Below are 13,363 nucleotides of genomic sequence, written 5' to 3'. Positions count from 1 at the left end.
TCATCAGGACGCGTGTCTGAAAGTCTAAAAGGAACCCCCATGTCCAGTTTGATTAACAGCGCCATGAGTGGCCTCAGTGCTGCACAGGCGGCACTTAATACCGTCAGTAACAATATTTCAAGCTACAACGTGGCAGGGTATACCCGCCAGACCACCATTCTGGGCGCCTCGAACAGCACCCTGACCGGCGGTGGCTGGGTGGGTAACGGGGTGTATGTCTCCGGCGTACAGCGTGAGTACGATTCGTTTATCACTAACCAGCTGCGCGCGGCGCAAAACCAGAGCAGCGGCCTGACGACGCGCTATCAGCAGATGTCGAAAATTGACGATGTGCTCTCGGATACCACCAACTCCATTTCCACCACGCTGCAGGATTTCTTCAAAAGCTTGCAGACGCTGGTCAGCAACGCGGAAGATCCGGCTGCGCGCCAGACGGTCCTCGGCAAGGCTGACGGGCTGGTAAACCAGTTCAAGGTTAATGATCAATACCTGCGTGACCAGGATTCTCAGGTCAACACGGCGATTTCGACCAGCGTCGATCAGATCAATAACTACGCGAAGCAAATCGCGAACCTCAACGATCAGATTTCTCGTCTGACCGGCGTGGGCGCAGGGGCGTCGCCAAACAACCTGCTCGATCAGCGTGACCAGCTGGTCAGCGAGCTGAATAAAATTGTTGGGGTGGAAGTCTCTGTTCAGGACGGCGGCACCTACAACGTTTCGTTCGGCAACGGTTACAGCCTGGTTCAGGGCAGTAAAACGAACCAGCTGGCAGCAGTCGCATCAAGTGCTGATCCTACGCGTACCACGGTGGCGTATGTCGATGACGTGGCGGGCAACGTTGAAATTCCTGAAAAATTGCTCAACACCGGTTCGCTGGGCGGGCTGTTAACGTTCCGTTCAGAAGACCTGGACAACGCGCGTAACACCCTCAACCAGCTGGCGCTGGCCTTTGCGGACGCGATGAACACCCAGCACGAAGCGGGTTTTGATGCTAACGGCGATGCCGGCGGCGCGCTGTTTAACATGGGTTCCCCTGCTGTGGTGACCAACAGCAAAAACTCACTACCAGGCGCAACGATGACCGCCAGCGTAACGGACAGTTCAAAGGTGCAGGCGACGGACTACAAGTTCGAATTCAACGGCACGGACTGGACGGTAACGCGACTTTCTGACAAGACCTCTTTCACCGCGACACCGGATGCCAGCGGTAAGATGACCTTTGATGGCCTGACCGTGAACGTCAGCGGCACTGCTGCAAACAAAGACAGCTTTACCGTGAAGCCGGTCGTGAACACCATCGTCAATATGAGTCTGGCGATCAGCGATGAATCTAAGCTTGCCATGGCTTCTGCGGCCGACGGCGGCGAAAGCGATAACCGTAACGGTAAGGCGCTGGTTGACCTGCAAAACAGCAAAGTGGTGGGCGGTAACAAGACGTTCAACGATGCCTATGCGGCGCTGGTCAGTACCGTGGGCAGCACGACGGCCTCGCTGAAAACCAGCAGCCAGACCAAAGCCAATGTCGCGACACAGTTGAGCAACCAGCAGCAGTCTATCTCTGGCGTCAACCTCGACGAAGAGTACGGCAACCTTCAGCGCTACCAGCAGTACTACCTGGCAAATGCCCAGGTGCTGCAAACGGCCAGTACGCTATTTGATGCGTTAATCAATATTCGCTAACGACGAGGTAATCCATGCGTATTAGCACCCAAATGATGTACGAGCAGAACATGCGCGGCATCACCGATTCTCAAAGTCGCTGGCTGGGCTATGGCGAACAGATGTCTACAGGCAAGCGCGTGAACCGCCCGTCCGACGATCCGATCGCGGCCTCACAGGCGGTTGTGTTGTCTCAGGCACAGTCGCAGAACAGCCAGTTCGCGCTAGCGCGTACGTTTGCCACGCAAAAAGTCTCTCTGGAAGAGAACGTGCTGGGCCAGGTCACCACGGCGATCCAGTCCGCGCAGGAGAAAATTGTCTATGCGGGCAACGGTTCATTAAGTGACACCGACCGGGCGTCAGTTGCAACCGATTTAAAGGGCATCCGCGATCAGCTGATGAACCTGGCAAACAGCACCGACGGTAACGGGCGCTATATTTTTGCCGGTTATAAGACCGACAACGTGCCGTTTGATCAGACCAATGGCGACTATAACGGCGGATCTGAGGCCATCTCTCAGCAGGTCGACTCTGCGCGTAATATGCAGATCAGCCATACCGGTACCGAAGTTTTTGACAGCTTTACCAGTAACGCGAAGCCGGAACCCGATGGCAGTACGCCTGAAACGAACCTGTTCAAAATTCTGGATAAGGCTATCGCCGCGCTGAACACCCCGACCGATGGCGACCAGACCAAAATGGATGCGATCTCGGACAGCATTGACCAGGCGAACCGTGGCCTGAGCAACGCGCTGGACAACGTGCTGACCGTGCGTGCCGATCTGGGGACCAAGCTGACGGAACTTGATAAACTGGATGCGCTTGGCGATGATCGCGCGCTGGGGCAAACGCAGCAGATGAGCGACCTGGTGGATGTGGACTGGAATGCCGCGATCTCCTCGTACACCATGCAGCAGGCGGCTCTCCAGGCCTCTTATAAAGCGTTTACCGATATGCAGGGCATGTCCCTGTTCCAGCTGAACAGATAATAGTCTGACCGATTAGAGCACGTTCTGAAACTGGGCGTGTTTTGACTGCCCAATCCTGATTCGGATTGGGCATTTTTTTTATGCCGCTTCCGCCGGCGAAGCCGCTGTACGCGCGCTTTCAATCAGACGGATAGCCAGCGCAATGGCTCCGCTCACCGTTGCCAGGGCGACCACACCAGACCAGCCCGCCAGGGTATAGACCTGACTCCCCAGCGCTGAGCCAAGCGCCATGCCGATGAAGATCACCGTAAACAGCAGGGCGTTAAGCCGTCCGCGCGCCTGCGGTTCAAGGCTGTAAACCAGGTTCTGATGGGCCACCAGGCTCGACTGCAGGCCCAGATCGAAGCCGATGGCAGAAACGGCAATCAGGATGAGCTGGCCGTAAACCCCAAGGGCAGGCATCAAAAACATCAGCGCAAATGACACGGTCACCAGGGCAGCGCCCAGCTGTGTGACTTTTCCGGCCCCGAGTTTATCCGCCAGTCCGCCTGCTAGCGGTGCAGCTAATGCGCCTGCGGCACCGGCAATCCCAAATCCTCCGGCGACGGCGCTGCCAAGATGGAAGCGTTCGAGCAGCATGACCGCAAGCGTTGACCAGAAGGCGCTGAAGGCAATCGACAGGAAGCCCTGCGCCAGCGCTGCCCGGCGCAGCGCCGGATAGCGGCCCCACAGGTGCGCCATCGAGCGCATCAGTGCGGGGTAGCCGAGCGTGGAGTGAACCGCAAAGCGGGGCAGTACCGCCCACATCATAATGCCTACAAAGGCGATGCTTGCGGCAGCCAGCTGGTACATGACCCGCCAGCCGAAGGCTTCACCGACGGCACCGCTCACTGTCCGGGAGAGTAGGATCCCCAGCAGCAGGCCGGTCATCACCGTGCCGACCGTTTTACCCTGTTTTCCCTCCGGGGCGAGGATCGCCGCGGCAGGGACAATATCCTGTGCCATAGTGGCGGCCATGCCAATCAGCAGGCTGGCGAGCAGCAGGGAATGCAGTTGCCCGGTCAGGCTACAGCCCAGCAGGAAAAGGGCCAGGGCTGCGCTTTTGATTAAAATTAACGACCGGCGATCGTGACGGTCGCCCAGGGGTAACAGGAATAAAATCCCCAGCGCATAGCCCGCCTGGGTCAGGGTGGGGACCAGGCCCATTCCCTCAATGCTCAGATGCAGGTCCGCGCCGATCAGCGGCAGTAAGGGTTGTGCGTAGTAAATGGCGGCCACGCTAAAGCCCGCACCCAGAGCCAGCATGAAAATTACCCAGCGATTCACCGCATGGGAGGCAGTCGTTGTGTTCATAAGTTATTCCTCATTCATCATGTGCGGCTATTTTTTATCAGCACGGCTTGCGACGGTAGACGGCCCGGTGGTAAAACGCTTATACGTTGAACGTATGGCAGATAAAAATATGAAGCGGGTAGAGCGTATAGACCGGGTTGAGTTAATGCGCACCTTTGTGCGAATCGTCGAAGCGGGGTCTCTCTCGGCGGCCGCGCGTCAGCTCTCGACAACCCAGGCTACCGTCAGCCGACGGCTACAGTCCCTTGAGACGCTGCTGGGCGTGCGCCTGCTGGTGAGAACCACGCATACGACCCGGCTCACCGACGACGGCGAACGCTGCTATCAGCATGCCCGACGGGTGATTGATAGTTGGCTGGCGCTGGAGGATGAGGTCGGGCAAAACGAGGATGAGCCGGTCGGGGTTTTGCGCGTGCGGGCCCCGCATGCCTTTGGTCAGGATCAGCTTCTGAAGCCCCTGACGACGTTTTTGCAGCGCTACCCGCAGCTCTCCGTCGAATGGTTGCTGAATGATAAATCGGTCGACTTTTTAGGGGACAACCTCGACTGTGCTATCCGTGTCGGGGCCGAGGTGGATCCCGCCACGGTCTCGGTTTTGCTGGCGGAAGTGCCGCGCTGCGTGGTGGCCGCACCCTCGCTGCTGGCTCAGTTTCCGCCGGTCTCATCTCCGGACGATCTGCAGCATCTTCCTTGGGTGGCCATCAGTACCTTCTATCAGCGCCACGTAGAGCTGTATGACGATAAATCCGATCGCCCGGCGCGCATTGCCATTACGCCGCGCCTGAGTACGGACAGCCTGTACGTGGCGCGTAATACCGCATTAACAGGGCTGGGCGTTGCGGTTGTCTCAAGCTGGACGGTTCAGGAAGATATTAAGGAAGGGCGGTTGGTGCATCTGCTGCCGGAGTGGCAACCGGCGGCGCTGCCGGTTCATCTGGTTTACCCCTGGTCTCGTTATTACCCGGCGCGCTTGCGGCGTTTTCTGGAGATGATCCGACAGGTGATGCCAGACATTGCCGGCATGACAAAGCCTGCGCAGTAGCAATAAAAAAGCCGACCCGAGGGTCGGCTTTTCGCTTTAACGCGCGTTAGTCAACTGACTGTGGGCGGGTTGCTGGGGCAGTCGCCTGGTGCGTAGCACTGTGACCACCTGCAGAACCTTTCCCGTCAAAGTTGAAATCAGGACGAACCCAGTTGCTCTGGCGCGGCGCTTCCGGCACATATTCCGGTGCAGGAGCACGCGTCATCGGCGCGGTGGCCACGTGGGCTGGCGTCACGGCAGCGGCAACCGGCTCGGGTTTCACCTCTGGCGCTTTCTCTTCCACGGTTTCGGCTTCACGCACAGGCTCGACGTCAAGTTCGACGTCCTGAACCACATCTTCAGTAACGGTTTCGACAACCACGTCAGCGGTTTCTTCGACAGTGGCTGCTGGCTCAGCGTCTTGCGCGACGTCTTGTGCGACAACCGCGTCTTCTTCAGCAATGAACTGCGGTGCGGCTTCAACCGGTGCAGAAATCACTTCAGGGTGCGTGGTTTCAACATCAACGGTCTGAGGCGCTGTTTCAACGGCCTGTGGTTCAACGACCTGAGGCTCAACTTCCTGAGGCTCAACGACCTGAGGTTCGACAACGGCAGCCGCTTGCACCGCAACATCTTCAACGGTGGCGACAGGTGCGATAACCTCTTCGGTGACAGCCTGTTCTTCAACAGCCTGCTCCGGACGGGCAACCGGATAGCGGATCCACACTTTACCTGAAGCCATTTCCGGCGATGCGCAGGCAACGGTCAGCGGCATCGGTGATTGCGTTGGGTAACGCTCATCACGATAGCGACGACGACGCTGACCGCTCACACGCAGATGGCGTGGAGAACGACGGGAGCGACGCGGCATACCGGCGTTATCACGGCCTTCAGTGTTATCGTCCTGCTCAACGTTGGTGTCGACCACGGCAGGCAGGTCAACTTTCGCCAGCTGCGTACCGGTTTCGATTTCAGTGGTTTCCACTGCGCTAACCACAGCCTCTTCCGCCTGTACGGCACCCACACGTACTTTTTGTGAGAGCTGGCGTGGCTTGCGACGCGGCATAACCTGAGTGCGTTCTTCCTGCTCGGATTCCTGCTGCTCAACCGGTGCTTCGCGGTTCAGGCTTTTAACTTCCTGCTGCGCCTGGCGTTTCTCGTCGTTACGACGACGGCTGCGCTCACGGCGAGGTTGCTGCTCGTCACGCTGTTTGGACTTGTCAGACTCTTCACCTGCCGGCTGGCGAATTTCACGATCTTCCACGTTCTGCTGTGGCTTCTCGCGACGGTTGCGACGGTTGTCTTCGCGTGGTTCACGACCTTCGTTGTTATCGGCACGATTGTCACGACGCTCGTTGCGGTCATTACGCTCGTTACGATCATTACGCTCGTTACGGTCACTGCGGTCATTACGATCGCGGCGGTTGTTCTGACGCTTACGACGATCCTGCTGACGTTCTGGCTTAGCTTGCTTCGGCGCTTCTTTTGGTTGCTCCGGCTGAGCTTCTTCGCCAGCAAACATTTTCTTCAACGCACCGATGATACGGCTCAGAAGACCCGGCTGTTCCGGCTGGGCTTTCGCCACTTCTGGCGCGGTTTTTTGCACAGCAGGTTTAGCGGCCGGTTTTTCCATTGCGGCTTCCGGCGGCGCTTCCGGCATGATGAAGGTCGCTAACGCAGGCTGCTCAGGCAGTTTACGCTCGGCGGGTTCTTCATCGGATGGCAGGGCCATCTCTTCTTCATGCAGCTTAGGCAGCAGGTAGCTGAGTGTTGACGTCTCTTCACCTTTGCGAACGCGCAGGACGTGGTAGTGCGGGGTTTGCATCTGATCGTTTGGCACGATGATGCAACGTACGCCGCCCTGACGCGCTTCAATGGCGCTAACCGCGGCACGTTTTTCGTTCAGCAGGTAGGAGGCAATTGGCACGGGAACAATCGCGTGAACCTCCTGGGTGTTCTCTTTCAGCGCTTCTTCTTCAATCAGACGCAGAATGGAGAGCGACAGGGATTCGTTATCACGTACGGTGCCGGTACCGGAACAGCGCGGGCAGACGTGGTGGCTTGATTCACCCAGCGACGGGCTGAGGCGCTGGCGTGACATCTCCAGCAGGCCAAAGCGAGAAATATGGCTAATCTGGATACGCGCACGGTCCTGACGCACCGCTTCACGCAGACGGTTTTCAACCGCACGCTGGTGACGAACCGGGGTCATGTCGATGAAGTCGATAACGATCAGACCACCCAGGTCGCGCAGGCGGAGCTGGCGGGCGATTTCATCAGCGGCTTCAAGGTTGGTGTTGAACGCGGTCTCTTCGATATCACCGCCGCGCGTGGCACGTGCGGAGTTGATGTCGATAGCGGTCAGCGCTTCGGTGGTATCGATAACGATAGAGCCGCCGGATGGCAGACGCACTTCACGCTGGAAGGCAGACTCAATCTGCGACTCAATCTGATAATGGCTGAACAGCGGGATTTCACCGGTGTACAGTTTGATTTTGCTGGTGAAATCCGGACGACCCAGCGCGGCAATGTGCTGGCGAGCCAGCTCAAGCACTTTCGGGTTATCAATCAGAATTTCGCCGATGTCCTGACGCAGATAGTCACGGAAGGCACGCACGATAACGTTGCTTTCCTGGTGGATCAGGAACGGAGCAGGGCGGCTTTCAGCCGCTTTCTGGATGGCTTCCCAGTGCTTAAGACGGAAGCTCAGGTCCCACTGCAGCGCTTCGGCAGATTTGCCCACGCCTGCGGTACGAACGATAAGCCCCATGCCGTCTGGCAGCTCAAGGCTTGCCAGCGCTTCCTTCAGCTCGGTACGGTCATCACCTTCGATGCGGCGAGAGATACCACCCGCACGCGGGTTGTTTGGCATCAGAACCAGATAGCTCCCCGCCAGGCTGATAAAGGTGGTCAGCGCGGCGCCTTTATTGCCACGTTCTTCTTTATCAATCTGAACGATAACTTCCTGGCCTTCGCGCAGAACATCTTTGATGTTCGGACGACCATGGGAGTTGTAGTTGGCAGGGAAATATTCGCGGGCAATTTCTTTGAGAGGGAGGAAACCGTGACGCTCAGCACCGTAATCGACAAATGCAGCTTCAAGGCTGGGTTCAATGCGGGTGATCTTGCCTTTGTAAATGTTCGCTTTTTTCTGTTCGTGTCCAGGACTTTCGATATCCAGATCGTACAGGCGCTGCCCATCCACGAGGGCGACACGCAACTCTTCTTGCTGAGTTGCGTTGATTAACATTCTTTTCATCGTAACTTACTCATTATTCTTACATTGACGACTAAGCTGCGGGCAAGGTGACGCTTTCCTGGGTATGAACCGATGGCCTCGTGTCTATTCACGTCGCCAACCTCACGGTTGTCGCTCGCTTAAGAGGCGCAGAGTGTCGGTTGCCTGTATTTCATACGGAAACACAGCGCAATTATCAGGGGAATTGCCTGGGTAAAACTCTCCAGAGAACAATCCTTATACCGGGAAGTACTGCAACCCGCAGCCCGCTAACTGCCTGAAAGATCAATACGTCTTACGCCATTGCTGCGTGGATGATCGGTCAGACAAAATGGGTTATTCCGTTGACATCCTTTCATAACCTGGATTTAACACGGAAAACGGCTTCATTATTCCATTGCTCGCCGGGTTATAGCAAGATGACTTTTACCAATTATCACCCGGTTACTCACAGTTTCTCCACTTCAATGTCGTGATTGGTTTAATAACCACCAAATCGATTGCGCGAAACGAAGGGCAGGCCGGGTAAAAGTAAATATAAGCATAGAAAAATGAGTGGCGCTAATGCCAGACGATATTTAGAATCGCCAACCATGAAAACAGAGACTCCAGCCGTAAAAATGGTTGCTATCGCCGAAGATGACGCGGGGCAACGTATCGATAACTTTTTGCGTACCCAGCTTAAGGGTGTACCAAAGAGCATGATTTATCGCATCCTGCGTAAGGGCGAGGTGCGGGTTAACAAAAAGCGCGTGAAGCCAGAGTATAAGCTCGAAGCAGGGGATGAAATTCGTATCCCGCCGGTCCGCGTGGCGGAACGTGAAGAAGAGGTTGTTTCCCCTAAGCTGCAGAAAGTGGCCGCGCTAAGCGATGTGATCCTCTATGAAGATGACCATATTCTGGTGCTGAATAAACCGTCGGGTACGGCGGTGCATGGCGGCAGCGGCCTAAGCTTTGGCGTGATTGAAGGACTGCGTGCGCTACGCCCTGAGGCCCGTTTCCTTGAACTGGTGCACCGCCTTGACCGCGACACCTCCGGCGTACTGCTGGTGGCGAAAAAACGTTCTGCGCTGCGTTCTCTGCACGAACAACTGCGTGAGAAAGGGATGCAGAAAGACTATCTGGCGCTGGTGCGCGGCCAGTGGCAGTCGCATGTAAAAGTGGTGCAGGCACCGCTGCTGAAAAATATTCTGCAAAGCGGCGAGCGCATCGTGCGCGTGAACCAGGAAGGCAAGCCGTCTGAGACGCGCTTTAAAGTAGAAGAGCGCTATGAGTTTGCAACTCTGGTTCGCTGCAGCCCGGTCACAGGCCGTACCCATCAGATCCGCGTGCATACACAGTATGCCGGGCATCCGATCGCGTTTGACGACCGCTATGGCGATCGCGAGTTTGACAAGCAGCTGGCCGGTACAGGGCTGTCTCGTCTGTTCCTGCATGCGGCAGCGCTAAAGTTTACCCATCCGAACACGGGTGAGGTTATTCGCATTGAAGCGCCGCTGGACGAGCAGTTGAAACGTTGCCTGAAAGTGCTGCGTGGTTGATTACGTGCCGGGTGGCGCTGCGCTTACCCGGCCTACATGTTTTTCTCCCTCTCCCTGTGGGAGAGGGCCGGGGTGAGGGCATCAGGCCGCAACGGTTACACCGTCAGCGGATTATACTCTTCGCGCCTTAACATCTGGCACAGCGCAATCAGCGGTAATCCCACCAGCGAGTTAGGGTCACGGCCGTCCAGCTTGTCGAACAGTGCAATGCCCAGGCCTTCACTTTTAAAGCTTCCCGCGCAGTTAAGCGGCCTCTCACGACGCACGTAATCCACAATCTCCTGCTCGCTGAGGTGGCGGAAATGCACGTCGAAAGGCTCGCATTCGGTTTGCAGGTGGCCCGAGGCCGAGTTGTAGAGAGCAAGCCCCGTATAAAAGGTCACAATGGTGCCGCGGGCGCGCATCAGCTGCTGGCAGGCTTTTTCTTCGGTATGGGGCTTTCCGGTGATTTCACCGTCCAGTACACAAACCTGATCGGAGCCTATAATCAAATGAGCAGAATAACGTGCGGCTAGCGACTGGGCCTTCTCCTGAGCCAGACGGGTAACCAGATGACGTGGCGTTTCGCCGGGTTGAGGTGTTTCATCAACGTCCGGTGCGGCACATTCAAAAGGGATCCCCAGTTTTTCCAGCAACATTCGGCGGTAGGGTGAAGTGGATGCGAGAACGAGATTTGGCATATTTTTTTCACCAGATATAGCGTATCGATGCCAGCCATTTTAAACTACAGGCCGCAATGTGTGCGAATAATTGGCAAAAGGCAGCTCTGGTTGCCTTTTTCTTTGACTCTATGACGTTACAAAGTTAATATGCGCGCCCTATGCAAAAGGTAAAATTACCCCTGACTCTTGATCCGGTTCGTACGGCTCAAAAACGCCTCGATTATGAAGGAATCTATTCTTCCGATCAGGCAGAGCGTATTGCCGAATCCGTAGTCAGTGTGGACAGTGATGTAGAATGCTCCATGTCGTTCGCTATCGACAACCAGCGCCTTGCCGTTTTAACCGGTGATGCAAAGGTGACGGTAACGCTCGAATGCCAGCGTTGCGGGAAACCGTTTGTACAGCATGTTCACACAACGTATTGTTTTAGCCCGGTGCGTTCCGACGAACAGGCTGAAGCACTCCCGGAAGCGTATGAGCCGATTGAGGTTAACGAATTCGGTGAAATCGATCTTCTGGCGCTGGTTGAAGATGAAATCATCCTCACCTTGCCAGTCGTTCCGGTGCATGATTCTGAACACTGTGAAGTGTCCGAGGCGGACATGGTCTTTGGGGAACTGCCTGATGAAGCGCAAAAACCAAACCCATTTGCCGTATTAGCCAGCTTAAAGCGTAAGTAATTGAGGAGTAAGGTCCATGGCCGTACAACAGAATAAACCAACCCGTTCCAAACGTGGCATGCGTCGTTCCCATGACGCGCTGACTGCAGTTACCAGCCTGTCTGTAGACAAGACTTCTGGTGAGAAACACCTGCGTCACCACATCACCGCTGACGGTTTCTACCGCGGCCGCAAGGTTATCACTAAGTAATCACGCGTTAGCGTGATTAGGCTTAGTGAGGATTTCCCCGTGCAAACGGGGAATGTACCTAACCAGGCTGCGACGATACCTTGACACGTCTAACCCTGGCGTTAGATGTCATGGGGGGAGATTTTGGCCCTTCCGTGACAGTGCCTGCAGCTTTGCAGGCACTGAACTCTAATTCGCAACTCACACTTCTTTTAGTCGGCAATCCCGACACAATCACGCCATTACTTGCAAAAGCTGACTTTGAACAACGTTCACGTCTGCAGATTATTCCTGCGCAGTCAGTTATTGCCAGTGATGCACGGCCATCGCAGGCCATCCGCAATAGCCGCGGTAGCTCTATGCGCATCGCGCTGGAGCTGGTGAAAGAAGGTCGAGCGCAGGCCTGCGTCAGTGCGGGGAATACCGGCGCGCTGATGGGGCTGGCGAAATTATTGCTCAAGCCTATCGAGGGTATTGAGCGCCCGGCGCTGGTCACGGTGTTACCGCATCAGCAGAAGGGCAAGACGGTGGTGCTTGATTTGGGCGCCAACGTTGATTGTGATAGTAGAATGCTGGCGCAGTTTGCCGTGATGGGCTCGGTGCTGGCAGAAGACGTGGTCGGGATCCGTAATCCCCGCGTGGCGTTACTCAATATTGGTGAAGAAGAGACCAAAGGCCTGGACAGCATTCGCGATGCCGCAGAATTGCTTAAACAGGTACCGTCCATCAACTATATTGGTTATCTCGAAGCCAATGAGTTATTGACGGGAAAAACGGATGTATTGGTGTGTGATGGCTTCACCGGGAACGTAACGCTGAAGACCATGGAAGGGGTTGTAAGAATGTTTCTTTCCCTGCTGAAATCGCAGGGAGAGGGTAAAAAAAGGTCCTGGTGGCTCTTTTTATTAAAGCGTTGGTTACAAAAAAGCCTGACGCGGCGATTCAGTCACCTCAACCCCGACCAGTATAATGGCGCCTGTCTGTTAGGATTGCGCGGCATCGTGATCAAGAGTCACGGTGCGGCTAATCAGCGAGCATTTTCCGTCGCGATTGAACAGGCAGTGCAGGCGGTGCAGCGACAAGTCCCTCAGCGGATTGCCGCTCGCCTGGGATCTGTATTAGCTAAAAGTGACTGAGCGTACATGTATACGAAGATTTTAGGTACCGGCAGCTATCTGCCACAAAACGTGCGAACCAACGCCGATCTCGAAAAAATGGTAGATACGTCTGACGAGTGGATTGTCACGCGCACAGGTATCCGTGAACGTCGTATCGCCGCGCCAGACGAAACCGTTTCGACCATGGGCTTTGAAGCCGCACAGCGTGCCATTGAGATGGCGGGTATTGATAAAGAGCAGATTGGTTTGATCGTGGTTGCCACGACCTCTGCCACGCACGCGTTCCCAAGCGCAGCGTGTCAGGTGCAGAACATGCTCGGTATTAAAGGTTGCCCGGCATTTGACGTGGCGGCCGCCTGCGCAGGTTTTACCTATGCGCTGAGTATTGCCGATCAGTATGTAAAATCCGGCTCCGTCAAATATGCGCTGGTGATCGGTGCAGACGTGCTGGCGCGGACCTGCGATCCTGCCGATCGTGGCACGATCATTATTTTTGGCGACGGCGCAGGCGCAGTCCTGCTTGGGCAGTCTGAAGAACCGGGTATCATCTCCACGCATCTGCATGCAGATGGCCGCTACGGTGAATTGCTGACCCTGCCTAACGCCGATCGCGTCAATCCGGATAGCTCCATTTACCTGACGATGGCGGGTAATGAAGTATTCAAGGTGGCAGTAACCGAGCTGGCGCACATTGTTGATGAGACGCTGGAAGCGAACAATCTTGATCGCTCCGCGCTAGACTGGCTGGTTCCGCATCAGGCGAACCTGCGCATCATCAGTGCGACCGCGAAAAAGCTGGGTATGTCGATGGATAACGTTGTGGTGACGCTCGATCGTCACGGCAATACCTCTGCGGCATCGGTACCGTGCGCATTTGATGAAGCGGTACGCGATGGACGAATCAAACGGGGCCAGTTGGTCCTGCTTGAAGCCTTCGGTGGTGGGTTCACCTGGGGTTCCGCGCTGGTTCGTTTCTAGGATAAGGATAAA

11 protein-coding genes are annotated in these 13,363 nt (G+C 55.9%); 8 read left to right on the top strand and 3 right to left on the bottom strand.

Translation table 11 applies throughout. The features are described 5' to 3' along the window. Positions 1-39: 39 nt before the first annotated feature. A complete protein-coding gene (gene flgK, locus FFS28_RS20085; RefSeq protein ID WP_137903799.1) occupies positions 40-1,683 on the top strand; it encodes a flagellar hook-associated protein FlgK in 1,644 nt (547 codons plus the stop codon). 14 nt (positions 1,684-1,697) lie between these two features. Beyond that, the gene (gene flgL, locus FFS28_RS20080; RefSeq protein WP_137903798.1) at positions 1,698-2,651 is read left to right on the top strand and encodes a flagellar hook-associated protein FlgL; all 954 of its coding nucleotides are present in this window, start codon (positions 1,698-1,700) and stop codon (positions 2,649-2,651) included. Positions 2,652-2,729: 78 nt separating this feature from the next. On the opposite strand, the gene FFS28_RS20075 is transcribed toward flgL, so the two are convergent. Then, entirely contained in the window at positions 2,730-3,944 is a 1,215-nt protein-coding gene (locus FFS28_RS20075) for an MFS transporter (RefSeq protein ID WP_137903797.1), read from the bottom strand. A 16-nt stretch (positions 3,945-3,960) separates the two neighbouring features. On the opposite strand from FFS28_RS20075, the gene FFS28_RS20070 reads away from it, so the two are divergent. Continuing rightward, on the top strand, positions 3,961-4,986 hold the full coding sequence (locus tag FFS28_RS20070) for a LysR family transcriptional regulator (protein ID WP_502704972.1): 1,026 nt from the start codon (positions 3,961-3,963) through the stop codon (positions 4,984-4,986). Positions 4,987-5,032: 46 nt separating this feature from the next. On the opposite strand, the gene rne is transcribed toward FFS28_RS20070, so the two are convergent. Beyond that, positions 5,033-8,224 (bottom strand): ribonuclease E, encoded by a 3,192-nt coding sequence (gene rne / locus FFS28_RS20065; RefSeq protein WP_137903796.1) that lies wholly within the window; start codon positions 8,222-8,224, stop codon positions 5,033-5,035. A 572-nt stretch (positions 8,225-8,796) separates the two neighbouring features. Between rne and rluC the strand changes: the two genes are divergently transcribed. Next, positions 8,797-9,744: a 23S rRNA pseudouridine(955/2504/2580) synthase RluC gene (rluC, locus tag FFS28_RS20060; RefSeq protein ID WP_006174676.1), complete on the top strand. Its 948-nt coding sequence runs from the start codon at positions 8,797-8,799 to the stop codon at positions 9,742-9,744. A 95-nt stretch (positions 9,745-9,839) separates the two neighbouring features. On the opposite strand, the gene FFS28_RS20055 is transcribed toward rluC, so the two are convergent. After that, positions 9,840-10,424, bottom strand: coding sequence for a Maf family protein (locus FFS28_RS20055; RefSeq protein WP_137903795.1), 585 nt, complete (start codon positions 10,422-10,424; stop codon positions 9,840-9,842). Between the two features lie 140 nt (positions 10,425-10,564). Here FFS28_RS20055 and yceD point away from each other — a divergent pair, with 140 nt between their 5' ends. The 4 genes from yceD (at position 10,565) to FFS28_RS20035 (ending at position 13,351) form a co-directional block, all read left to right on the top strand. Beyond that, the gene (yceD, locus tag FFS28_RS20050) at positions 10,565-11,086 is read left to right on the top strand and encodes a 23S rRNA accumulation protein YceD (protein ID WP_006174678.1); all 522 of its coding nucleotides are present in this window, start codon (positions 10,565-10,567) and stop codon (positions 11,084-11,086) included. A gap of 16 nt (positions 11,087-11,102) precedes the next feature. Beyond that, on the top strand, positions 11,103-11,276 hold the full coding sequence (gene rpmF, locus FFS28_RS20045) for a 50S ribosomal protein L32 (RefSeq protein ID WP_003857964.1): 174 nt from the start codon (positions 11,103-11,105) through the stop codon (positions 11,274-11,276). Between the two features lie 80 nt (positions 11,277-11,356). Then, positions 11,357-12,391 (top strand): phosphate acyltransferase PlsX, encoded by a 1,035-nt coding sequence (gene plsX, locus FFS28_RS20040; protein ID WP_137903794.1) that lies wholly within the window; start codon positions 11,357-11,359, stop codon positions 12,389-12,391. Between the two features lie 6 nt (positions 12,392-12,397). Continuing rightward, positions 12,398-13,351: a beta-ketoacyl-ACP synthase III gene (locus FFS28_RS20035; RefSeq protein WP_006174680.1), complete on the top strand. Its 954-nt coding sequence runs from the start codon at positions 12,398-12,400 to the stop codon at positions 13,349-13,351. Positions 13,352-13,363 lie beyond the last annotated feature (12 nt).

The sequence above is a fragment of the Enterobacter sp. 2VL genome (assembly GCF_005503595.1).
Lineage (GTDB): Bacteria > Pseudomonadota > Gammaproteobacteria > Enterobacterales > Enterobacteriaceae > Enterobacter > Enterobacter cancerogenus.
Note: the sequence above shows the minus strand (reverse complement) of the source record. Positions and strands in the feature narration are given on the sequence as shown.